This window comes from Rothia sp. HMSC078H08 (assembly GCF_001808955.1).
GTDB lineage: Bacteria > Actinomycetota > Actinomycetes > Actinomycetales > Micrococcaceae > Rothia.
Map to the genome: position 1 here is coordinate 124,972 of NZ_KV795243.1, position 22,784 is coordinate 147,755.

Annotated in this window: 16 protein-coding genes; 3 read left to right on the forward strand and 13 right to left on the reverse strand. The window is 58.4% G+C overall.

Annotated elements, in window-relative coordinates:
* On the forward strand, positions 1 to 1,667 hold a 1,667-nt coding region (locus HMPREF2528_RS01610; RefSeq protein ID WP_070541829.1), incomplete at its 5' end, for an ABC transporter family substrate-binding protein.
* Between the two features lie 249 nt (positions 1,668 to 1,916).
* A complete protein-coding gene (locus HMPREF2528_RS01615; protein WP_049361838.1) occupies positions 1,917 to 3,620 on the forward strand; it encodes an ABC transporter family substrate-binding protein in 1,704 nt (567 codons plus the stop codon).
* Positions 3,621 to 3,788: 168 nt separating this feature from the next.
* On the opposite strand, the gene HMPREF2528_RS01620 is transcribed toward HMPREF2528_RS01615, so the two are convergent.
* The 7 genes from HMPREF2528_RS01620 to HMPREF2528_RS01650 form a co-directional block, all read right to left on the reverse strand.
* The gene (locus HMPREF2528_RS01620) at positions 3,789 to 4,814 is read right to left on the reverse strand and encodes a dihydrodipicolinate synthase (RefSeq protein ID WP_070541911.1); all 1,026 of its coding nucleotides are present in this window, start codon (positions 4,812 to 4,814) and stop codon (positions 3,789 to 3,791) included.
* A 183-nt stretch (positions 4,815 to 4,997) separates the two neighbouring features.
* Positions 4,998 to 7,070: a glucose PTS transporter subunit IIA gene (locus HMPREF2528_RS01625; protein WP_070541832.1), complete on the reverse strand. Its 2,073-nt coding sequence runs from the start codon at positions 7,068 to 7,070 to the stop codon at positions 4,998 to 5,000.
* Between the two features lie 610 nt (positions 7,071 to 7,680).
* A complete protein-coding gene (locus tag HMPREF2528_RS01630; RefSeq protein WP_070541835.1) occupies positions 7,681 to 10,239 on the reverse strand; it encodes an HAD-IC family P-type ATPase in 2,559 nt (852 codons plus the stop codon).
* Positions 10,240 to 10,497: 258 nt separating this feature from the next.
* Positions 10,498 to 11,268 carry a heme ABC transporter ATP-binding protein gene (locus tag HMPREF2528_RS01635; RefSeq protein ID WP_070505861.1) on the reverse strand — a complete coding sequence of 257 codons (771 nt, stop codon included), beginning with the start codon at positions 11,266 to 11,268 and terminating at the stop codon, positions 10,498 to 10,500.
* Positions 11,265 to 12,344: a FecCD family ABC transporter permease gene (locus HMPREF2528_RS01640; RefSeq protein ID WP_070505863.1), complete on the reverse strand. Its 1,080-nt coding sequence runs from the start codon at positions 12,342 to 12,344 to the stop codon at positions 11,265 to 11,267. The genes HMPREF2528_RS01635 and HMPREF2528_RS01640 overlap by 4 nt, the downstream gene beginning before the upstream one ends.
* Entirely contained in the window at positions 12,344 to 13,507 is a 1,164-nt protein-coding gene (locus HMPREF2528_RS01645) for a heme/hemin ABC transporter substrate-binding protein (RefSeq protein WP_070541838.1), read from the reverse strand. Before HMPREF2528_RS01645 ends, HMPREF2528_RS01640 begins: the two co-directional genes overlap by 1 nt.
* Positions 13,508 to 13,691: 184 nt before the next feature.
* A complete protein-coding gene (locus HMPREF2528_RS01650) occupies positions 13,692 to 16,070 on the reverse strand; it encodes an HtaA domain-containing protein (protein WP_070541841.1) in 2,379 nt (792 codons plus the stop codon).
* A 237-nt stretch (positions 16,071 to 16,307) separates the two neighbouring features.
* On the opposite strand from HMPREF2528_RS01650, the gene HMPREF2528_RS01655 reads away from it, so the two are divergent.
* A complete protein-coding gene (locus tag HMPREF2528_RS01655; protein WP_070541844.1) occupies positions 16,308 to 16,970 on the forward strand; it encodes a biliverdin-producing heme oxygenase in 663 nt (220 codons plus the stop codon).
* Between the two features lie 139 nt (positions 16,971 to 17,109).
* Here the strand turns inward: HMPREF2528_RS01655 and purL are convergent, their stop codons facing one another.
* The 6 genes from purL to HMPREF2528_RS01685 all read right to left on the reverse strand — a co-directional run bounded on the left by purL (position 17,110) and on the right by HMPREF2528_RS01685 (position 22,766).
* Positions 17,110 to 19,428, reverse strand: coding sequence for a phosphoribosylformylglycinamidine synthase subunit PurL (gene purL / locus HMPREF2528_RS01660; protein ID WP_070541847.1), 2,319 nt, complete (start codon positions 19,426 to 19,428; stop codon positions 17,110 to 17,112).
* A 25-nt stretch (positions 19,429 to 19,453) separates the two neighbouring features.
* Positions 19,454 to 20,266 carry a phosphoribosylformylglycinamidine synthase subunit PurQ gene (gene purQ, locus HMPREF2528_RS01665; RefSeq protein WP_070541850.1) on the reverse strand — a complete coding sequence of 271 codons (813 nt, stop codon included), beginning with the start codon at positions 20,264 to 20,266 and terminating at the stop codon, positions 19,454 to 19,456.
* 5 nt (positions 20,267 to 20,271) lie between these two features.
* On the reverse strand, positions 20,272 to 20,523 hold the full coding sequence (purS, locus tag HMPREF2528_RS01670; RefSeq protein WP_005507194.1) for a phosphoribosylformylglycinamidine synthase subunit PurS: 252 nt from the start codon (positions 20,521 to 20,523) through the stop codon (positions 20,272 to 20,274).
* A gap of 122 nt (positions 20,524 to 20,645) precedes the next feature.
* Complete coding sequence (locus HMPREF2528_RS01675; RefSeq protein ID WP_070541852.1) at positions 20,646 to 21,596, reverse strand: 3-methyladenine DNA glycosylase; 951 nt, start codon at positions 21,594 to 21,596, stop codon at positions 20,646 to 20,648.
* Between the two features lie 52 nt (positions 21,597 to 21,648).
* Positions 21,649 to 22,308, reverse strand: coding sequence for a PIN domain-containing protein (locus HMPREF2528_RS01680; RefSeq protein WP_005507191.1), 660 nt, complete (start codon positions 22,306 to 22,308; stop codon positions 21,649 to 21,651).
* Positions 22,302 to 22,766, reverse strand: coding sequence for an excisionase family DNA-binding protein (locus HMPREF2528_RS01685; protein ID WP_070541855.1), 465 nt, complete (start codon positions 22,764 to 22,766; stop codon positions 22,302 to 22,304). The genes HMPREF2528_RS01680 and HMPREF2528_RS01685 overlap by 7 nt, the downstream gene beginning before the upstream one ends.
* Between the last annotated feature and the right edge of the window lie 18 nt (positions 22,767 to 22,784).

Genomic DNA, 22,784 nt, shown 5'->3' on the forward strand with positions numbered 1-22,784 from the left:
GCACCGTTGCCCTGGGTACCGTCGGCCTGCTCGCAGCCTGCGGCGGCAACTCCTCCAAGAACGAAACCAGCGCTCTCTCCGCCGGTGACGACCTCTCCAAGGCAGTCTCCTACAACGAGAAGGACCGCTCCGCCCTCAAGGACGGCGGCGAGCTGCGACTGAGCGCTGACGGCATCGGCCCGAACTTCAACATCCTCAACACCAACGGCTACACCGCCGGTAACCTGAATATTCAGGCGGCTATCAACTCTGCCTTCACCGGCGGCTTCTACGCTGACTTCCGCGGCGAGTCGCACATGAACAAGGACTACGTCACCGAATACAAGGCGCAGACCGTTGACGGCGTGCAGACCGTGACCTTCAAGATCAACCCCAAGGCAGCCTTCAACGACGGTACCCCCATCGACGTGAACGCCGTCAAGAGCTACCAGACCATCTACACCGCCGCGGCATCCGGTTCGGACTACCAGATCACCCCCTCGCCCATCTGGGAGCAGGTCGCAAGCGTCGAGGCTGTGGACGGCGATACCCGCCACGTGAAGGTCACCATGTCCAAGCCCTGGTACCCCATCGAAGGCAGCTTCACCTCCTTCCTGCACCCGGTATTCGTCGAGCCCAAGTTCTTCAACGACGGCCTGAACGACAAGCCCCTCGACCAGTACTGGGCAGGCCCCTTCAAGGTCGGCGAGTGGAACTCCTCCTCCAAGGTGCTCACCGTCGTCCGCAACGAGAAGTGGTGGGGCACCAAGCCCGCTCTTGAGCGCATCACCTGGCGTGAAATGAGCTCCCAGGCAGAGCAGGCAGCTTACAAGAATGGCGAAATCGACTACGTGGACGCCAGCACCCTCAGCTCCTACAACGAGCTCTCCGGCGTGGCAAACACCGACATTCGCAAGGGTAGCGCTCTCAGCGTGGGCAACTACGAAATCAACCCCGAAAAGGTGCCCCTGCCCGTCCGCCGCGCATTCGTTGCAGCCCTCAACCGTGAGCAGCTGCAGAAGCTGCGCTACGAGAAGCTCGGCTGGAAGGAAACCCTGCCCGGCTCCATGTGCATGCTGCCCATGCAGGAAGGCTACCAGGACAACTACCCGACCAAGCTCGGCAAGGACGTCGCTACCAAGATCCTTGAGGACGCAGGCTACACCAAGTCCGGTGACTACTACACCAAGGACGGCGCTAAGGTCTCCTACCCGGTCATCACCTTCGGTAGCGACCCGGTTGTCAGCTCCACCGCGCAGTTCCTCGTCCAGCAGATGAAGGAAATCGGCGTTGAACTGACCATCGAGAACCACGGTGCCTCTGAAATGTCGAGCATCATCTCCTCGAAGAACTTCGCGATTAAGACCGGTGGCTACGGCATCACCACCTCCCCGGTGGATGCAGCGAACTACTTCTACATCTCCGAGACCAACAACGGTCACGGTAAGGATCTGGACTCGCTGGCAGCAACCATGATGTCCACCGAGGACCCGAAGGAACAGCTCAAGATCATGAACGAGCTGGAGAAGCGCCACCTGGACGAGGTCGCCATCTACGTGCCCACCCACAACGGCCCGAACTTCAAGGCGTGCCGTAAGGGCCTGGCGAACTACGGCCCCATGCTCTTCGGCCTGCCCTACTACAACCCGAACGTATGGATCAACGTCGGTTGGGAGAAGCAAAACTAAGCGTTGAGCACCGCTCACACACTCCATAAGGGGTAAAAGCGCTACAGCGGCGTGTTACAAAAGGATTAAAACCTTCTGTAGCACGCCGCTTTCCCGTTCCTAAGAGAGTCGCACGGATATACTTAAAACAAATGTGGGCATTCTGCCCGCAACCCCGGCAGAGACTGTCCTCCCGCCGGGTTGGAGTGTGGGTTACGCACCGTTCGCGTACCGCCTCCACAACACTGCGAATACTCTAGGAGAAATTCCATGAAGAGCATGTCTGTCTCTCGCCGTACCCTCCTGACCGGCACCGTTGCCCTCGGCACCGTTGGTCTACTGGCTGCCTGCGGCAGCTCGAAGGAAAAGGTTGGCGGTAGCGCCGCTAACAACGCTGAAGATATTCTGAAGAACCTTCAGGTCAACAAGCAGGACCGTTCCTCCCTCAAGCAGGGTGGCACCCTGACCCTCGCGGCTACCGCCCTGGGCCCCAACTTCAACCTGCAGACCCAGAGCGGCTACACCTCCAGCAACCTGGACGCTCTGGCACCCTGCAACATTCCCGCCGTGATGGGCTTCTACACCATGAGCCCCGAAGGCGAAGGCACCCTCAACCCCGAGTTCTGCACCGAACACAAGACCGAGACCGTCAATGGCGTGCAGACCGCGACCTTCAAGATCAACCCCAAGGCTGCCTTCAACGACGGCACTCCCATGGACGTGAACGCTGTTCGCGCCATGTGGAAGGTCTACAGCGCAGTCACCGACAACCCCTACCACATCACCGATAACACCATGTGGCAGCAGGTTGAAAGCATCGAGGCTGTGGACGGCGACAACTTCCACGTCAAGGTCACCATGAAGGCTCCGTACTACCCCTCCGAGGGTCTGTGCGCCTTCGCAATCCACCCCGCACTGGAAGACGTCAACCTCTTCAACGAAGGCTTCGTTGACAAGCCCCTCGATCAGTACTGGGCAGGTCCCTTCAAGATTGGCGAGTGGAACTCCTCCCAGAAGGTGCTCACCCTGGTCAAGAACGACAAGTGGTGGGGCGAGAAGCCGGTGCTGGACCGCATCATCTGGCGTCAGATGGACTCCGAAGCAATCCGTGCAAGCTTCAAGAACGGCGAACTGGACGCCTTCACCTTCGTTGGCGCAACCAGCTACAACGCTGTGAAGGGCCAGGCAGGCACCGAGATTCGCCAGAGCCAGAACACCAACGTCAACATCATTCAGCTGAACCCCAAGCGCATCGAGGACCTGGCACTGCGCCGCGCAATCCTCGCTTCTGTGGACCGCGAGCAGATCGCTAAGGCATACTTCTCGCAGCTCGGCTGGACCGAGCCGCTGCCCGGCTCCATCATTGCGATGCCGTTCCAGAAGGGCTACCAGAACAACTACGCTGGTGACACCGGTGCACAGGCAGCTGGCAAGATTCTGGAGGCCGCAGGCTACTCCAAGTCCGGCGACTACTACGCTAAGAACGGCAAGGTTGCTGGCTTCGCCCTGACCTCCTTCGGTTCCGAGGCTGTCTACCAGGCGGTCTACCAGATTCTGGAGCAGCAGCTGAAGTCCGCAGGTATCCGCCTGAGCGCTGACAACCAGCCGCAGTCGAACTCCAACTCCGTGCTCGGCCAGAAGAGCTACGAAGCAATCTTCACCGGTTGGGGTGTTCTGCCCGACCTGGCTTCCTCGGCACCCTACTTCTTCACCACCGAGGTGTTCGGAGTCGGTGACCCCGAAGTTGATAAGCTCATCGAGAAGCTGCAGAACACCGAGAAGGAAGACGAGCGCATCAAGATCGCTAACGAGTCGGAGAAGCTCTACTACGAGAAGGTCGCAGTGTACCTGCCCTACGCAAACGGCCCGATGTACGCCGCTGTCAAGGCTAAGGTTGCGAACTACGGTCCGTCCCTGTTCAAGCAGAGCTACACCAGCGCTGACTACTGGGTCAACGTTGGCTGGCAGGAGTAGTACCGCTTACGGTAACGCTCTAGCCGTCCTGTAGGACTCGAAATCCCGGGTACTCTCACGAGAGAGTGCCCGGGATTTTTCTGTCCCGCTTGTTCTGCGTCCTTTAGCTGGATACATTAGCGGGATATGTAATTACAAAAACTAGGGGAGCGCCACTCTAACTGGCTGCTACCACTCGCCCAGGTACAGGGCGCGCTCCTGCAGATACCTCAACATCTTCGGGTTCTGCCTCAGGTAGAAGATGCGGTAAATGCCGCCTCCAGCGACGATGAAAGCCAGCGGGAAACCTAAAATCACGAGCACACGGCTCATATTGGCGGACAGATCAAAAGGATCACCGCTGGTTGCCACCAGCATAATCCAGAGAGAATAGCCCACGCAGGCGAACACGGTGCCCCACATGCCGCGCACGAGCCAACTCACCAGCGCCACCGCAATAACCCACGCCAGCGCCAACGTGAACTGGTGCCGCTCCGCCTGAGCCCATGGGAGCGCCCCCACGTAAATAATTGCGGGGATGCCCAGGTACCCGGGGATATTCAGCGAGGCAAGAATGTTCACACAAAAATAGCCCAAGAAAATAGCGCTCAACGACGAGGATAGGAACAGGTGCAGAGGAATCATGCCGTCGCCGCTATAGGCTGCGGTCGGGCCCGCGTACACGGTTTCAAACATGAGGGTCAGCGGAGTCATCATGTACTCGATCCAGACGACCAGCGCAAAAGCACCGAAAATGCCCAGAGCCTGCATCAGAGCAATCAACCGTGAACGCGCATCGTGAGGAATGGTGAAGCTCTGCCCCTTCGCCTTGACGCCACAGACATGAACGACAGCCACCATTGCCGCGATGCACAGCACCCAGCGCACGAGGGCCCCCGGCAGCTCAGGAAGGCCGCCGTAAGCCCCCGTAGCGGGGTTACCCCAGGCTCCGGGGAGCAATGTAATAGCGTGAGTACCCTCGGGGAGGTTTGCGGAGGAAGCAAGTCGGTGCGGTTCGTAGATAACCCACCACAGAAGGTACGCGGGAATCAGCGCGGAGAGCTTACGCAGCAGAACCGGGAACGGCGCGGACTCATAGACGAGCGCCTCAAGATTGAGCCGGCGCATCAGCCGCCGAAAAGGAGGAAGAGCGCGCAACTCTTTTTGCTGCTCTTCCCACACCTCGGTATCCCATATCCTAGTATCAGAAGACATCGTCGTACTCCCTATCACGTGAGAACTTCCTTGTTGAGCTTATTATCACACTAGCAGAAATACCCCCGGCTAGTGGGTAACCCCAGGCTAAGCCCTACCCGAATATCAGGGCATAAGGAAAGGGGGCCCCACCGTAATGGTGGGGCCCCCTTTAGAGCCATAGTTAGAGCCTTAGAAAGCGAACTACTTAGTGGTCACCTTCAGGACAGTGCTCAGGTTCTGGTGAGCAACGCCCGGCAGACCCTTCACCTCAGCGAACTTGCGGGTGTTGGTCACAATCACCGGGGTAATCAGCGGGTAACCCGCCTCCTTGATAACCTCAGGATCGAACTCAATCAGAGCGTCGCCAGCAGCAACAACATCGCCCTTAGCAACCTTCACGCTGAAGCCCTTACCGTCCAGGTTCACGGTATCCAGACCAACGTGAATCAGCAGCTCAATGCCGTTCTCCAGCTTCAGACCCACAGCGTGGCCCGAGGGGTAGGTTGCAGCAACCTTACCGGCAGCGGGAGCAACAACAGTGGTACCGGTCGGCTCAATAGCCACACCCTCGCCCAGCTTGCCAGCAGCGAAAATCGGGTCCGGAACATCAGACAGAGCAACAGCAGTACCCTCAATCGGAGCGTGCAGCTCAATGACCTCACCAGCGGAAGTAGCGGGTGCAGCAGCGGCGGTCGCAGTAGCGGCAGCAGCCGGAGCAGCCTTAACGGCAACAGCCTCAGCCTTGGGAGCGTCCTCAGCAGCCTCAGCCTTACGCTCCGCAGCGTGCCTTACAGCGTCAGCCTTCGACTCGTAACCGAAAATCAGAACACCGGTCATAGCGCCGAAGAACGCAATAGCCAGACCAATCACGTACAGGTAGGAAGGCTGCATAGCCGGAATCGACAGCAGCGAGGTGAACGCGAATGCGTAGGACTTAACGCCCAGGAAGGAAATGGTAGCGCCACCAATAACAGCGGGAACCAGAATAATCGGGATCACGCGCTTGTAGCGGAGCACAACACCGTACAGGGACGGCTCAGAAATACCACCGAGCAGACCGGACATCGACGCACCAACAGCGGTCTGGCGCAGCTCGCGGTCGTGCTTAGCCTTAATAGCCACACCGGTGACCAGGCCGAACACAGCGAAGTTGTAAGCACCCATGGGGGACTGAATGAAGTCAGTACCCATGGTCTGCAGGTTGTTAATCATGACAGCGTTCAGCGGCCAGTGCAGACCCAGCGGAACCATGAACAGGTACAGGCCAGCAATCAGAGCACCAACCAGAGCCGGAGCCTGGTCGTTAACCATCTTCAGGAAGTCAGAGATACCCATAGCCACACCGATACCGATGGGGCCAACCAGGAACGCGGTCACCGGAACCAGAATGATGACCGAAATCATCGGCACGAACACCATCTGCAGCATCGAAGGAATAACCTTCTTCAGGAAGCGCTCAAGCGGAGCCAGCAGAGCAACAGCCAGCAGCGGGGGGAAGACCTGGCCGGTGTAGCTGAATGCGTACAGCGGCAGATCCAGACCGAAGAACGGAACGTTCAGAACCTTGGTGGCGGGGTCAGCAAGAGCAGTCAGATCGGTGAAGGTACCGGTCATCAGCGCAGCGGGGATAGCCGCACCAACCCACATGTTCGCGCCCAGACGCTTAGCAGCGGTAGCGCCCAGCATGATGGGCATGAAGTTCAGAACCGACAGCGAAGCAGCCTTCAGGATGTACCAGAAAGCGAACTGCTGCATCCACTGGTTGTTCAGAGCCTTAGCAGCCTCCGGGTCAGCCACACGAGCACCGTTAATGATGTCGATGTTCACGCTCTGACCGGTCAAGTCAGTGTACTGGCCGAAGAAGCCCAGCTGCTGCAGGAACACAATCAGGGTCAGAATCATCGAGGTACCCAGAAGTGCCCACAGCAGAGGACGGAAGGAGTCAGACAGAACGTCGAAGACGTTGGTAAGCCAGCCAGACTTCTTGCCCTCAGCCTCAACCTTGGTGTCACCCTCAGCGTGGCCGGACATAGAAGGCAGAGCGTTGATCTCGTTGTACACAGCCTCAACGCGCTCGCCCAGAACAACCTGAGTCTGGCCGGACTGCTCAATCACAGAGAGAACGCCGGGCAGGCTCTCAATCTTCTTGTTCTGCACTGCATCGTTAGACACAGGAGTGACACGAAGGCGGGTTGCACAGTGAGTAATGTGCGCGATGTTCTCGGGGCCACCCAGGCCGTCAAGAATCTTCTCGCCAAGTTCGCGGTTATTCACGATACTTCCTTAGATATGCGGTCAATGTCTATACGGTTGTTGCCGGAGGCTGTGCCTACCTGACGTTGCGGTGGCCGAAAAAGCCCCGGAAAACACGGCCAGAAAACACAAAAGACCCGAGTCTCTCGACCACCGGAAGCACTACACTCGTGCCCACTATGGAGCTTCGGTACAGCAAATAGAGGGGATTCTCGGCAGATATATGCTGCCGTCCCATACGGTGTTGAGTAACTCAGGTCTTGCCTGCCAAACCAGTAACAACCCTGAAGAAGGTTTCCCTTCTCAAATAGTTCCCTGTAACTCTAAGGGTTTTCCCAGGTTAAGAGCAAGGTGAGAGGCAAAAGCTATCAGAAGCTGTTAAATGTTTCACCCAAGTGATAGCTGAGAATAGCTGAGACACGCTCTCGGCACTGATTGCGGGGCGCCTCCCGGCTGGAACTCCAGCAGGGTTCGGGTAGGGCTCGGGCAGGGTTCCAGAGCCCTCCGGTACGCCCAGATACGCCCCCGGACCGGGTGCTTTCGAAGACGGCGCTCATGAAGACACGAAAGGGCCCCGCATCCACAGGATACGGGGCCCACACGCTACCGAAGCAGCTACCTTTCCGACTAACTACTTAGCCGGGAAGAAATTCAGCGGAGCAACCTCCAGCTCAGGGTAATTACGCTTCTGCCAACGGCGGTTACGATGCGCATTCACCTCAATCAGCGCGGCACCCAGAACACCGGCACCCAGAGCCGTCCACAGCAGATGCGGAAGCACAGTAACGAACTGGTGGTACTCCACCAGAATCGGCACGAACAACGCCGCGAAGAACACCGCCAGCAACGCACCAAACAGCAGAACACGAGCACGGTTGAACGGACGAGCCACCGCAGCCAAGTTCCACAGACCCATCATCACCAGGGTAATGAACGAAGCCGTCTGAATCTGACGGATATCCTCAACACCCATGCCACGAGCCGTGAACGTCACCGCCAACAGCATCGCAACCACAATAATCGAGTTCGGAACCGTGTAATTCAGCACGCGACGCAAGAAGCCCGGCACGTAACGGCGCGAATTCGGCAACAGAGTCAACGCGAAGGACGACGCACCCACAATCAAGAAGTCAGCAGTCGAGTACTGACGCGGCAAGAACGGGAAGGTCAAACCGAAAATACTGAACAGAACACCCAGAAGAATCGCGAAACCAGTCTTCGTCAAGAACAGGTTTGCCACCATCTCAATGTTCGTAATGACCTGACGGCCCTGCTCCAACGCAGCCGGCAGGGACGAGAACTTACCGTCCAGAAGAACCAGGCGAGAAACAGCCTTCGTTGCCGGAGCAGCGTTACCCATCGCAATACCCAAGCTTGCATGCTTAAGCGCCAGAGCGTCATTAATGCCGTCACCGGTCATCGCCACCACATGGCCGCGCTCCTTCAGGGCAATCACCATGTTCTTCTTCTGCTCGGGCGACACACGACCGAAAATATTGTGAGTAGCCGCAGCCTCAGCAAGCTCCGGACCGTCCTCAGGCAGAGTCGACGCATCAACCGCACCCGCAGACGTATCCATGCCCGCAGTCTTCGCAGCCGCAGCCACAGTGAACGGGTTATCACCCGAGAAGACCTTCAGAGTCACACCCTGACGGTGGAAATACTCCACAATTTCAGGCGCATCCGCACGCACATTCTCACGGAAAATCACGAACAGAACCGGGGCAGCATCGGACGGGATCTTCTGGATCGGCTCATCCTTCTCATTGCGAACCACCGCAGAAGCATGCGCCAAAACCATCGTGCGCAGACCCAGCGCCGCCAGCTCAGCGGCACGCTCACGCTCAGCGGTACCCTTGGCGAGAAGCGCCTCCGGAGCGCCCAGAAGCCACGCACCCGAATCCTTAAACTCAATCGCACTAAAACGCAGAGCCGACGAGAACGGCACAATACCGCTCACCGACGCCGAAGAAGCATCCGGGAAACCACCGGTCAGAGCCGCAGCGGTCGGGTTCGCGTTCTCATCGTGACCAAACCACGCCAGCGCCTCATTCCAACCGGCAGGCAGAGAAGCACGCCAGGAAGTGTGCTCCGCCGAGTCAGCATCCGGGCCCTCAGCCTCAGCAACGGTGTCCAGCGGGCGCACCGAATCAAAAATCACGCCACCCTCAGTCAGGGTGCCGGTCTTATCGAAACAGACCACATCCACACGAGCCAGAACCTCAACCGCAGGCTGCTCCTGCACCAGGATGTTGTGCTTACGGCCCAGCGCCACAGCCGCCGCCGCAAACGCCAGAGTAGTCATCAGCGCCAGACCCTGCGGAATCATCGAAGCAACCGAGGACACCACAGCAATAGAAACCTGCTCCCACAGGTGGTTCTGCTGCACGGTCTCCAGGCCACCAGCAGCCTGAATCTGACCCCACGACACCACAGGAATAATGACCGCAAGACCCACCGTAATCCAGCGGACCACACGGTTCAGCGCATCACGCAGCTCAGACTGAATACGCGAGAACTGGCGCGCCTCATCAGAAATCTTACTTGCACGAGAATTCGCACCCACGTGAGAGAGTAGGACGCGGCCGGTACCACCCAGCACACTCGACGCCGACAGCACCATATCGCCGGGGCGCTTAGCAATCGGGTCGTTCTCACCGGTCAGCAGGGACTCGTCCAGCTCCAAAGAATCGGAGGTGAGCACAACAGCATCCGCCGGAACCTGATCGCCGCGCTTGAGGATGACAACGTCACCCTCAACCAGCTGCTCCATCGGAACCTCAACGCTCTTACCGTCACGCACAGCAGTAGCGGGGGAGCGGTCCAGCAGGGAGATGCGGTCCAGCTCAAGCTTCGCCTTGTACTCCTGCACAAAACCAATCACCACGTTAGCGATAACAGCCCCCAGGAAGAGCAGATCAGCCCAACGCTGGTACATGATCACCACGGCACCACAGGCACCCAACACAAAGTTGAAGACCGTGAACAGGTGCGCACGCATAATGCTCCACAGCGTGCGAGAAGACTTATTATTCTGGGTATTGACCCTACCTTCAGCAGTCAGGCGGGCAACATCATCGCTGCTCAAACCGTGCTGGGCAATATCGAAAGATCCGCTATGCGGTGTTTCAGAATATTCGGGAATGTAGCCGGCAACGGCAGGCGCTGCCGTTTTCTGCTGAGGATCCATGCGGGGGTCTCTTTCTCGAATGGATGGAATGCTGAACTGAATAGAGTTCAGTATTGCGGACACTACCTTTCAGTGTATCCGTGCAGGAGGGGATAAAGATAATCTCCGCCCTGTAATGAGCTGATATTTACAGCCATTCCAGAACGGAGATTTAATATATGCAAATACTGGCATATTTTGAGGTGGAAAGTGTTTGCGGGATGGTTCGCTAACGCCCCGTAAAATCAGCGCGCCAGCAAACTCAACGCTCCAACAGAATCAGCGTTCCGGCAGAATCAACAAACGATTCGTCACCGGATGCCTCAACACCTCAATCGGATGCTGATACACCTCAGACAACAACTCCGCCGAACACACTTGCTCAGGGGCACCCGAAGCAACCACCTCACCACCACGCAACAACACCATACGGTCAGAATACGCAGCCGCCACATCCAAGTCATGAAGCACCGTCAACACCGCAGCACCCTCAGCAGCCAGCTCACGGCTCACCCGCAACGTCTGCTCCTGATGCGTAATATCCAACGCCGCAGTCGGTTCATCCAAAAGAATCAGCGGAGTCTGCTGAGCAAACACACGCGCCAAATGCGCACGGCCACTCTCACCACCGGACAGGGTCGTAATATCGCGATCCGACAAATGAGTCACCGACGTACGCTCCATCATCGAAGCAACCACGGCGTCATCCTCTTCAGCGCGCTCCGTGCCCTTCCACGGGGTACGGCCCATCTGAACCACCTCATGCACCGTGTACGAAAACGCCACATTCAACTTCTGCAACAGCATCGCACGCTGACGAGCCATCTGACGGGCAGGAATCGAATCCAGAGGGGCGCCATCCAACAGAATCTCACCGCCACTGGGCGCAATATCACCAGCAATCACACCCAACAGAGTCGACTTACCGGCACCATTAGGACCAATCAGCGACACAACCTCGCCCGCAGCAACAGACAGAGACACATCATTCAAAATCTGACGCCCACCAGCGTTAAAACACACACCGGACAGGCTCAACAACTCACTCACGAAGCACCTCCGCCCTGACCCAGGGAACGACGCAACAACACGAAGAACGTCGGGCCGCCCACCAAAGCCGTAAAAATACCAATCGGCAAATCAGCAAAAGGCACCAGCGTACGCGCACCCAAATCAGACAGCGCAATCAACAGCGCGCCACCCAATGCCGAAGCCGGCAACAACACACGATTCGACGGACCCAAAATCATGCGCAACAGGTGAGGAATAATCAGACCAATAAACGCAATAATGCCCGCATACGCCACCGCAGCACCGGTCAACAGAGCCGTCGCCGCAATAGACACCGCGCGTAGGCGCTCCACGTTCACACCCGAATGCTGCGCCGCACGCTCACCCAACGCCAGAACATCCAGCGAAGAAGCCATCACAAAACACGCCACCAAGCCGATGAGAATAACCGGCCACACGCTCGCCACAGCCTTCCACGTGGAACCGTTCAGTGAACCCATCTGCCAGAACACAATCTGATCGCGGCTCGTCGTATCAGCAATAAACATGAGGAACGCAATAATCGCATTCGCCACCGCGGTCACCGCAATACCCGTCAAAATCATTGACAGAACCTTCGCACGACCCGAAGAACGCGACAGGAAATACACCAGCGCAGTAGCCGCCAACGCACCCACAAACGCGAATGCAGGAGTCGTGAAAATACCGAAAAACTGCAGGTTCAACACAATCGACAAACACGCGCCAACCGCCGCACCCGAGGAAACACCAATCACGCCCGGCTCAGCCAACGGGTTACCAAACACCGACTGCATCACCGCACCGGAAGTACCCAAAGCGGCACCCACCAGCACGCCCAACAGCACACGCGGGAAACGGATATTCCACAGAGTGCTATCCGCCAGTTGCATCGCCGGGTTCTCCGGTGCAAGACCCAGGCGGCGGCCCACAGAAGCAACCACCTGATCAGTCGGGATATTGTACTGACCCAAACCCGCAGACAGCACCATCACAACGCATAGTGCCACCGCCAAAAACGTAAACGTCAGACCGGCACGACGCCGACGCGAAGCACGATAATCCCGCGCACCCGCCACACTCTTCACGGCAGCCACTACTGGCCCCCCGCAGGAGTCGAGTACGCAGCCTTAGCGAGCGAGAGCAACACTGCCGGAGTATTCGGGCCATAGGACAGAATCTGGCCGTCACCCATATCGATAATGCGCTTATTCTTACCGGCATTCGTCTCACCCACACCCGGGCGAGCCAAGAAACCATCCAAACCGCCGGTGGATTTAATGCCGCCGCTCATGGTCAGAATGACGTCCGGGTTCAGCTTCACCAGCGCCTCACTGGTCGCCGGAATAATATTCGTCGCGTTCTGCTCAGAGGCCACGTCCTTGCCGCCAATAGCCTGAATCAAATCGTCAGCGCCCGAACCCTTGCCGAGCACGAAGAACACACCAGCGGTACCGCGCACGTACAAGAACGCGAACGACACCTGCTGTGCACCCTTCGGGGCGACGTCCTTGAGCACCTGCAGAGCATAATCCAGGTCCTTCTGCACGCGGGCAGCAACCTGCTCGCCCGCCTCCGGGACACCCAGCGCCTGCGCAACAGCCTTGAGCTGCGGAATGATCTTATCCATACGACGCTCATGATCGAAGACCACCACGGTCACGCCCGCAGCGCGCAGCTGATCCACGATCTCAATCGGGCCGTTGCTCTTATCCCACAGCACCAGGTCCGGGGAGGTCGCCAGAATCGCCTCAGCGTTCAGGTCGTGACCGTTCTGGGTCACCAGCGGCAGATGAGCCAGCGACTGCTCAGTCGAGGAGGTGACACGACCGACCAGGCGACCGCCCAGACCCAGCGCAATCATCTGCTGAGCCAGAGTGCCGTACAGGTCCAGTGCCAGTACACGGTCAGCAGACTTAACGGTCACCTCAGTGCCGTTGAAATCCTTGAACGTCACCGGGAAAGCCGGAGTGGGGGTATCGACCATCGGCTGAATTTCGGGGGTATCTGCGGCGCTATTGGGGCCGCGCAGAGCCTTCTGATCTGGGGCAATAGAAGAACGCAGCTGATCGGCAAGGTTCTCCAAAACGGTGCGGGTGCTCTGCTCATCCACCACAGCCTGCGAAGTGCTTGAAGAAGCGGCCGGGTTCTGAGTACCCACACCGCAAGAGCTCAGCAGAAAAGCGGAAGTGATGGAGAACGCCGCATACTTCACTGCATCGCGGCGGTTCAGGGCAGAAGAAGAAAGGGAAGAAAACATCGTCGTCTCACAGAAAAAAGGGAGTTAAGAAAAACTGGGGTAGGCGTCGGGGTAAAACCTGGCACCTGAAGCGGGGGTGCAGTGAAAATCTGCCCCCCCGCACGGGCCGTGTCGGCTCACCGGTGAACCTCATGGTTGAGTTTCACGGGCGAGCCGACAGTGTGGGCATCCTCGTGAGGTGCCGTTATGCCTTCTTGCGGCGGCGAGTGTACACGACGGTACCCGCACCGGCTGCAACAGCGATGAAGCCTGCAACCAGGGTGCCCTCAACACCGGAGGCACCGGTGGAAGCCAGAGGCTTGCCGGTGACCGGGTCGCAACCCTCACCCTCGTAGACGGTCTCGGACACGGTCTTGGTGGTGGTCTTCGCGCCGTTAATCGCCGCGGAGAAGCTCAGCGGAGCCATGTCCTTACCGGCGTCGTAGAAGCCAGCGAACGCCTTCGCGCCCTCAGCAGTCAGGGTGGTTGCCGCACCGTTGACGCTCACAGCGTCAGAGGAGCTCTGCAGACCCGAAAGATCCACCTTCAGCAGGGCCACCTCACCGTAGTTAGTTGCCTTGCCGGAGGGGTCATTGCTGTTCATGGTCGCGTAGAGAGTGCCGGAATTGCCGTTAATCTCAAGGCGCGGGTTCGCAATGGTGGTGTCCAGAATGCCGTGGTGACCGGTGAAACGAACCGAACCGCTGAAGGAGATGGAACCCTTACCGCCCTTGAAGGTGCCGGTGCCGTTAGACCAGTTGAACGCATCCGAAGAGTAGGAGGTGCCGTTCAGCTCCCAGCTACCGTTCGCGATGCCGCCGCGCACGTAGTTGCGGAAGGAATCACGCACGCCCCAGCCAAGGTTTGCGCTCTTAATGGTGCCGTCGGATGCGCCCTGCTCCTGCACCTCGCGGGTGCGGGTGACGGGTACGCAGACAGGCTGTGCCGGGTTGTTGCTGACAGAACCGTTCGAGGAGGAACCGCCGTTAGAGACGCTGCCGGAGGTGCCTGCCGAACCGTCAGAACCGGAGCCGTTAGCGCCGGAGTTACCGGAGGAGTTCGAGGAGCCGTTGTCGGAAGAGTTGTTCTCAGAACCCTTGTTCTCGGAGGAGCTGCTATCGGAGGACTTGTTCTCAGAGATGCGGGGAACCTCAACGGTGTTCTCCGCGGTCTGCTCGCTGAGCTTTACGGAGAAGCTCAGCGGTGCCATGGCGTTGTCGGCACCGCGGTACTGGCCCGCGAAGAGCACCTCGGAACCTTCAGCGGTGAGCGCGACTGCTGCGTTCTGTGCGGAGAAGACGCCGTCCTTTACGCTCGCGCCGGAGAGGTCCACCTCGGCGATAGCCAGGCCGGTCTTAGAAACGGACTTACCGTCGCGGGTCAGTGCGTCAACGTCAGCGACCAGGGTGCCCTTACCGTTGACGACGACCAGGCGCATGTTCTTGATGGTGCTCTTGAGCTGACCGTTGTGGCCGGTGAACTCTGCGGTGCCCGCAAAGTTAATCTGACCGGTCTTGGTCTCGGGGTTGTACACGCCGGATGCCTGAGTGTACTTGAAGCCGCCAGCTGCGGTCTTCTCCATGCCCTCAACGTTCACGGAGCCGTGCGCGAAGCCGGTCAGGTACTTCAGGAACGACTCACGAATATCCCAGCTGAGGGTGCCGGACTCGACGACGTTGCCGGTGACCTTCTCTTCACGCTTGGGTTCGGTGGTTGCGGCGGGGGAGGAGGGTGCCGCGGAGGTGGGAGCTGCGCTCGGTGCTGCAGAAGTGGGCTCTGCGGGCTTGGGGTCTGTGGGCTTGGGTGCCTCGCTGGTCGGTGCGGCGGAGGGCTCTGCACTCGGTGCTGCAGTCGGCTTGGCGCTGGGCTCAGTGCTGGGCTCAGGGCTCGGCGCGGGTGCTTCCTTGGTCACGATGGTTGCGGAGAAGCCGAGTGCATCCAGCTCCTGACCTGCCTTGTAGAAGCCCGCGAAGGCGCCGGTTGCCTCTTCGGAAAGCTTGACGCGGGTGCCGTTTTCCTCGTCAACGCTGGGCAGGGTGATGGTGTTACCCTCAACCTTCAGACCGGAGGCGTTGAAAGTGCCGAGGGTCATGTTCTTGGTTTCGACCAGGTCGTTCGGGGTGGTGTTGCCGTTGTAGGGGCGTGACTGAACGTTGGCGCGCACGGTGCCCACGCCGTCCTTAATGGTGACGGAGAGGTCGGAGATGATGACTTCCAGCAGACCGTGGTGTGCGGTGTAGTGAATCGAGGAGCCGGTGAAGGTGACCGAGTATTCGCCGTTGGCTACGGTGCCTTCGGCGGAGGTGAAGTGGTAGGAGCCGTCTTCGTTGGTGGTGACGCCGGTCAGTTCCTGGGAGCCCTGGGAGAAGGGACCGTTGATGTAGGAGCGGAAGGACTTCTTCAGGCCCCAGTTGACGGCGACGTCCTGCAGGCTCTGCTCTGAGGCTGCGGTTACCTCACTGGCGCTGACGTGGGAGTTGGTTTCAGCCGCGAAGGCTGCGGGTACGCCGGCGACGCCGCTGAGGCCGATGGTTGCCGAAGCCAAGAACGCCCAGGTGCGCTTGGTGAGAGAGGGGGTAGACATTCGGTGTCTCCTTGAATTTTGTGATTGTGGTGTTCGTATCAAGTCTAGACCTATTAGCCTATGTTTGTGTAACTTAATGCCTAGGGTGACTTGTGCATAAGGTTTACCTTAGCAAAAGTTTTTTGAAAACTATTGCCAAAACCGGTTTTTGGTGACAATATGTCATTATCAGGTTTTGGTGACATTGTGTCACTAAAACATTTATTGTTCACCCACAAGTCACTTTAGGAACTCACAATGACCGTGATCGCCCCCGAAACCACCCAGGAACGCTTCTCCGCACACCTGAAGGAAAGCACCAAGCACGTCCACGACAACGCCGAACATTCCACCTTCATGGAAGACCTCATGGGCGGCTCCCTCAACACCGAGGCATACCTGCGCCTCATCAACCAGTACGTGCACATCTACGAAGCACTCGAAGCGGTCTCCGAACACTACCGCGCAGAACCCAACCCCATCACCGACCCCTTCACCCACCCCGGCCTCGACCGCGCAGAATACATCCGCGCAGACATCCGCGCACTCGGCCAGGACGGCGACATCGACGCGCCCCTGCCCGCAACCGCAGAATACGTAGAGCGTATCCGCGCCACCATCAACTCCCCCGAACGCTACCTGGCCCACCACTACCTGCGCTACCTCGGCGACCTCTCCGGCGGCCAGGCAGTCGCAGCGCTGGTCACCCGCCACTACGGCATCCCCGCAGAAGCGCTGAGCATGTACCGCTTCACCGAACTGCCCAAGCCCAAGGTCTTCAAGGACGGCTACCGCGAACTGCTCGACAACGCACCCCTGACCGACGAACAGCGCGAAGCCCTCATCGAAGAGTGCATCGAAGGCTTCCGCATCAACGCCTCCCTGTTCGCGCAGCTGGGCCGCAAGGTCGCCGAGGCATAAACCCAGAACGCGCATCAACAGAACGCCTCAACGCACAACCTCTCACCGCTCAATGCACAAGCCCGCGGGCATAACAAAAGGGGCGGATGCTTTCACAAGCATCCGCCCCTTTCGGCGTTAGTCTCAAACTAGTCGAAGACTAGCCCTTCGCAACCTCACCGAAGTAAGAAGCGAGAGTACCCTCGTGAGCTGCACGCAGCTCATCCAGGTCAATGGAAACCTCATCCTGGAAGTCCAGAGCGTTCGACGCAGCATCCACCACACCAATACGTGCGAAGGGGAACTGGCGAGCGGTGCACATATCCTTGAAGCGCACCTCCTCAGAACGCGGAACCGAAACCACAACGCGGCCCAGGGACTCCGAGAACAGCAGGGTGAACAGGTCCACGCCGTCACGCTCAGCAACCTCACCCAGACCAATGCGGGCACCGGTGTTGAAACGCAGGCAAGCCTCCGACAGAGCCGCAGCCAGACCACCAGCAGACACGTCGTGCGCGGCATCAATCATGCCGTCACGAGACATGTTCACCAGCATGTCACCCAGCTGACGCTCCAGAGCCAGATCAACCTTCGGCGGCTGACCGCCCAGGTGACCCTTGAAACGAGCCCACTCGGAGCCGTCCAGCTCATCACGGGTAGTACCCAGCAGGTAAATCGCCTGACCGTCGTGCTCAGGAGCCCAACCCGACGGGGTGCGGCGGGTGACGTCATCCATAACGCCCATCATCGCCACCACGGGGGTCGGGTTAATAGCCTTGCCACCGGTCTGGTTGTACAGGGACACGTTACCGCCGGTTACCGGAACACCCAGCTCCATGCAGCCATCAGCCAGGCCGCGAACAGCCTCAGCGAACTGCCACATGACGTCCGGATCCTCGGGAGAACCGAAGTTCAGGCAGTCAGACACAGCCACGGGGCGTGCACCAACGGTCGCAACGTTACGGTACGCCTCAGCCAAGGACGCGCGAGCACCCTCGTACGGATCCAGGTAGGTGAAACGCGGGGAGGCGTCGGTCGCCAGAGCAACACCGAGGTTGGTGTTCTCGTCCACGCGCACCACGCCGCCGTCGTCCGGCATGGACAGGGCGGTGTTGCCCTGAACGTAGCGGTCGTACTGGTTGGTGATCCAGGACTTGGAGCACATGTTCGGGGACGCCATGAACGCCTTGATTGCCTCGCCCAGCTCCTTACCGCGCGGGCGGGAATTGTCGGCAGCCGAACCGGTGAAGTGGTTAGCCTGGACGTCATCCTGCCACTCGGGGCGTGCGTAAGGACGCTCGTAGGTCGGGCCGTCGTGCGCGACGGTGCGGGGGTCAACATCCACGATGACCTCGCCGTCCCACTCGATGACCAGGCGGCCAGAGTTGGTGACCTCACCGAGGAAGGAGTACTCCACGCCCCACTTGTTCATGATCGCTTCGAAGCGCTCCACGTTCTCGGGGGAGACAACAGCCATCATGCGTTCCTGAGACTCAGACATCAGAATCTCGCCCGGGGTCAGGGTGGGGTCACGCAACAGAACCTTGGTCAGGTCGACGTGCATGCCGCCCTCACCATTAGAAGCCAGCTCGCTGGTTGCGCAGGAAATACCCGCAGCGCCCAGGTCCTGAATACCCTCAACCACGGAGCCCTTGAACAGCTCCAGGCAGCACTCAATCAGAACCTTCTCAGCGAAGGGGTCGCCCACCTGAACGGCAGGACGCTTCGAGGGCTTGGTGTCATCGAAAGACTCGGACGCCAGCACCGACGCACCGCCGATACCGTCGCCACCGGTACGTGCACCGAAGAGGACAACCTTGTTGCCCACACCCGATGCGTTCGCCAGGCGGATGTCCTCGTGGCGCATAATGCCCACAGCCAGTGCGTTGACCAGCGGGTTTGCCTGGTAGCAGGAATCAAACTCAACCTCGCCGCCAATGTTCGGCAGGCCCAGGGAGTTACCGTAACCACCAATACCGGCAACCACGCCGCCAATAACGCGGGCAGTGTCCGGGTGATCAATCGCGCCGAAACGCAGCGGGTCCATCACCGCAATCGGGCGGGCACCCATCGAAATAATGTCACGCACAATACCGCCCACACCGGTCGCAGCACCCTGGTAAGGCTCCACGTACGAGGGGTGGTTGTGGGACTCAATCTTGAAGGTAACAGCCCAGCCGTCACCAATATCGGTCACACCGGCGTTCTCACCGATACCGACCATCAGGTCCTTCTTCATCTCATCGGTGACCTTCGCACCGAACTGCTTCAGATGAACCTTAGAAGACTTGTAGGAGCAGTGCTCGGACCACATGACCGAGTACATTGCCAGCTCAGCCGCGGTAGGACGGCGACCAAGAATCTCCTTAATATCCTCGAACTCGTTCTCCTTCAGACCCAGTTCAGCCCAGGGGAGTTCGGTGTCCGGGGTTGCCGCCGCGTGCTCGACGGTGTCGAGGTTAAACTGCTTTTCGCTCATAACTTCTTAGAATCCTTGTCGTGCGTTAGCGGGCGTTAATCAGGTTGGCAAGAACCGAGGTGAATACGCCGAGACCGTCGGCGCCACCGCGCAGAGAAACCTCACCAAAACCGGAAGAGGAAGGACCGAAGCCAGGTTCCACAGCGTGCTCCGGGTGCGGCATCAGACCGACCACGTTACCGCGCTCATTGCTGATACCAGCAATGTCGTTACGGGAACCGTTCGGGTTGAAACCAACGTAGCGGAACACCACGCGGCCCTCAGCCTCCAGCGCCTCCAGAGTCTTCGGATCAGCAACGTACTGACCGTCCTGGTTCTTCAGGGGGACGACAATCTCCTGGCCAGCAGCGTAGTTGCTCGTCCAGGAGGTGGAGTTATTCTCAATGCGCAGAATCTGGTCACGGCAAATGAACTTGCGGTGATCGTTCTTAATCATCGAACCGGGCAGCAGGTGAGACTCAGTCAGAATCTGGAAACCATTGCAAATACCCAGAACAGGCAGGGGAGCAGAACCGGAGGTACCAGCAGCGTTAGCGGCATCAATCACCGAACGCATCACAGGAGCCTTCGCAGCAATAGCGCCAGCACGCAGGTAGTCACCGTAGGAGAAACCGCCAGGAATAATGACGGCATCAACGTTCTTCAAATCAGCGTCGTCGTGCCACAGCTCAACGACGGTACCGCCAGCCAGACGGACAGCACGTGCAGCGTCACGGTCATCCAGGGTGCCGGGGAAAGTCACCACGCCAACGCGTGCATCAGCGAAAGCGGGGTTCGGAGAATAAGTAGAAAAGTCGCCAACCAGGGGGACTTCAGTAGGTGCGAGGGACTCAGCCATAAGTCTTAGTCCTCCAGAACCGAAACGTTCACAACGTCTTCGATGACAGGGTTCGACAGCAGCTCTTCAGCAGCCTTGCGGGCAGCTGCGAGGTGCTCCTCAGTAGCCTCACCCTCGACGGTCAGCTCGAAGCGCTTACCCTGGCGAACATCCACGAAGGAATCAACGCCGATACGGGGCAGCTCGTGAGAAATAGCCTTACCCTGCGGGTCAAGAATTTCGGGCTTGAGCATAACATCAACAACAATACGGGCCATGTGTGGGCACTCCTTGGGTGCGTGGGTTCTGTATGAGCCGTATCTCATCTTACCGTACTAACGACCGTAACGGGGGTATGTGTTCGGTTGGTGGATACCCTAAGAGGCTCGAATCACGTCTTTTACGCCTCGAGGGGTGGAAGATAGCGCTCGCACACCTGCAACAGGCGCTCACGCAGCTCAATCGAACGCTCCGACAGCTCACGCTGAATCCGCACGTATTCGGCCTTACCCTCGGTGGTCTCCACCGGAATCGGCTCGTACCCCCAGCTGCGAATATCGTAGGGGGCTGCGCGCATATCCAGTTCGCGCGCATCCCACGCCAGGTCGAAACAATCCATGACCAGGGTCGAATCAACCAGCGGTAGCAACTTATACGCCCACTTGTACACGTCCATATTCGCGTGCAGGCACGCGGGCTGCTCCAGGACGCGCTGCAACTCGCGGGTCGGCTGCAGTTCGTTCATCGGTGCCGCCTGCGGCATGAAGAAACGGAACGCATCAAAGTGCGAGCAGCGGATGCGGTGCTCCTCCACCACACGGTCCGTGCCCTCCGCACCCAGGCGCAGCTGTAGGTAGTCGTGGCGGATATTGTTCTCCACCGACTTGTACGCCATCGCCCACTCGTGCATGCCGAAGCAACCGAACTGGCCCTTCTTTGCGGCCGTGTTACGCAGGATCTCGTGGGTGAAGGCGAGGGCGGTGGCGCGGCGCTCCACGAAGTCGGTGACGTCCACGGTGACGGCGGAGGCGGCATTCACCTGGGCGCGCGCCACCTGCAGGGAGCAACCAGCCTCAAGGAGTTCCTGCTCGGTTGCGGGCCGGTAAAAACGCCAGGAGGCGCGCTCGGGCGCATCCAGCAGGATGATGCCGGCTCCGGGGTGCCAGCGCTTAAACTGGCCGGGTTTGAGCGTGTAGTAGGTGAAGAGGAAGTCCTCCACGGGGTGCACTTCGTGGCGGGCGCGACGCTGCGCAAACGGGTCGGCGTAGCGGCCGGCACGCGCCTCATGGGCGGCCGCGGCGGCACGCCATTGACGGGCTTCCATCACCGGGGAAAATACAACACTACTCATGCTTCTAGCCTAAACGATGCTGTGACAAGGTAGTGGACGTAGCAATGTCTATCTAGTTACTAGAAGACCGGGCTTTAAACTCACGTTCATAATCGTCAAACTGTGGGCTATTAATCACTGCAGTCCGAAGATAACGGGCAAATTGACCCGCTCCTGCTCGTTCAAGTGCGCGAGGAATATCAGTCTCCGTGAATCCCTTAGAGTGAGCATAAGATTCCTGGGAAAGATAGACCTCGGCAAATAAGGAGGGATGAGCGTATTCGGTGAATTGCATCAGAAAATCATCCGCGCTGAGTGTCTCATAATTTTGAATATTCTGAGCTTCTTCCGTGGAAGCATAATCGAGCAGTTTGCGGTCATCGGTGACTAATGCGTGCATGCCGCCGTGTTGGGCGGCAGCATGCACATGAAGATCGTTTATATCGGGAAAGCCAGCAACTGGTTCAACAGGGAAACCTGCGATTAGGGACTTGCAGGATGTCAGGATTTGTTGTTTCCATTTCTCAATTTTTGCATCATGAATCATTGGGTCCTTTCGGCGTGTGTGGTATCCAAACTCATCCATGATTCCGGTGGATACGTATGGAGCGAAAAATCTGTAGTCACTCTCCTTTGTCAAAAGGAGAATCCAATCGCGAAGAGTCTTAGACATCAGAATGTTCGTATCCAGTAGGACAGATTCAGCATCTGATAATGTGCTCTCTTTTACCACGCAGGTCCTCCGATAATGTCGTTGAGATTGTTCTCTTCCTCAAATTTCCAAAGATCTTTGAGAGCTTGTTCCTTCTGAGCGATGGTCTTCTCCAAAAGGGTCTTGCGGAAAACTTCTGCGTCCCCGGTGCGGATGCGGAAATGGCTTCCTACTTTGAACGCGGGGAGCTCGCCGGAACGAATAGCCTTCATAAGGGTCGGGCGTGAGATGCCAATGCGACGAGCTGCCATAGTAGTGGTCAAGTACTGTGGGTTGGTCTGAATCTCGATGCGCTGGCCCTGTGCTAAAGCATGCAAAACCTGTTGAATAACTTGGCTAAGCGCATCACCGATTTCCTGGCTTTCATTCCCTGAAACGGTCAGAGTAACGGCAGTTTCGTTTGAGTCCCCGAGTAGCTTTTTTGCTTCGGTTTGGGCTTGATTAAGGGTTTCCTCCTGCAGGAGTTGGGTGTTGGGCATCTTTGTTCCTTCCTTGTA

Excerpts from the sequence above, each read along its gene's own strand:
- HMPREF2528_RS01615 (WP_049361838.1), top strand. The coding sequence starts at position 1,917 with ATGAAGAGCATGTCTGTCTCTCGCCGTACCCTCCTGACCGGCACCGTT.
- HMPREF2528_RS01620 (WP_070541911.1), bottom strand. The coding sequence starts at position 4,814 with ATGTCTTCTGATACTAGGATATGGGATACCGAGGTGTGGGAAGAGCAG.
- HMPREF2528_RS01630 (WP_070541835.1), bottom strand. The coding sequence starts at position 10,239 with ATGGATCCTCAGCAGAAAACGGCAGCGCCTGCCGTTGCCGGCTACATT.
- HMPREF2528_RS01645 (WP_070541838.1), bottom strand. The coding sequence starts at position 13,507 with ATGTTTTCTTCCCTTTCTTCTTCTGCCCTGAACCGCCGCGATGCAGTG.
- HMPREF2528_RS01650 (WP_070541841.1), bottom strand. The coding sequence starts at position 16,070 with ATGTCTACCCCCTCTCTCACCAAGCGCACCTGGGCGTTCTTGGCTTCG.
- HMPREF2528_RS01655 (WP_070541844.1), top strand. The coding sequence starts at position 16,308 with ATGACCGTGATCGCCCCCGAAACCACCCAGGAACGCTTCTCCGCACAC.
- purL (WP_070541847.1), bottom strand. The coding sequence starts at position 19,428 with ATGAGCGAAAAGCAGTTTAACCTCGACACCGTCGAGCACGCGGCGGCA.
- purQ (WP_070541850.1), bottom strand. The coding sequence starts at position 20,266 with ATGGCTGAGTCCCTCGCACCTACTGAAGTCCCCCTGGTTGGCGACTTT.
- purS (WP_005507194.1), bottom strand. The coding sequence starts at position 20,523 with ATGGCCCGTATTGTTGTTGATGTTATGCTCAAGCCCGAAATTCTTGAC.
- HMPREF2528_RS01675 (WP_070541852.1), bottom strand. The coding sequence starts at position 21,596 with ATGAGTAGTGTTGTATTTTCCCCGGTGATGGAAGCCCGTCAATGGCGT.
- HMPREF2528_RS01685 (WP_070541855.1), bottom strand. The coding sequence starts at position 22,766 with ATGCCCAACACCCAACTCCTGCAGGAGGAAACCCTTAATCAAGCCCAA.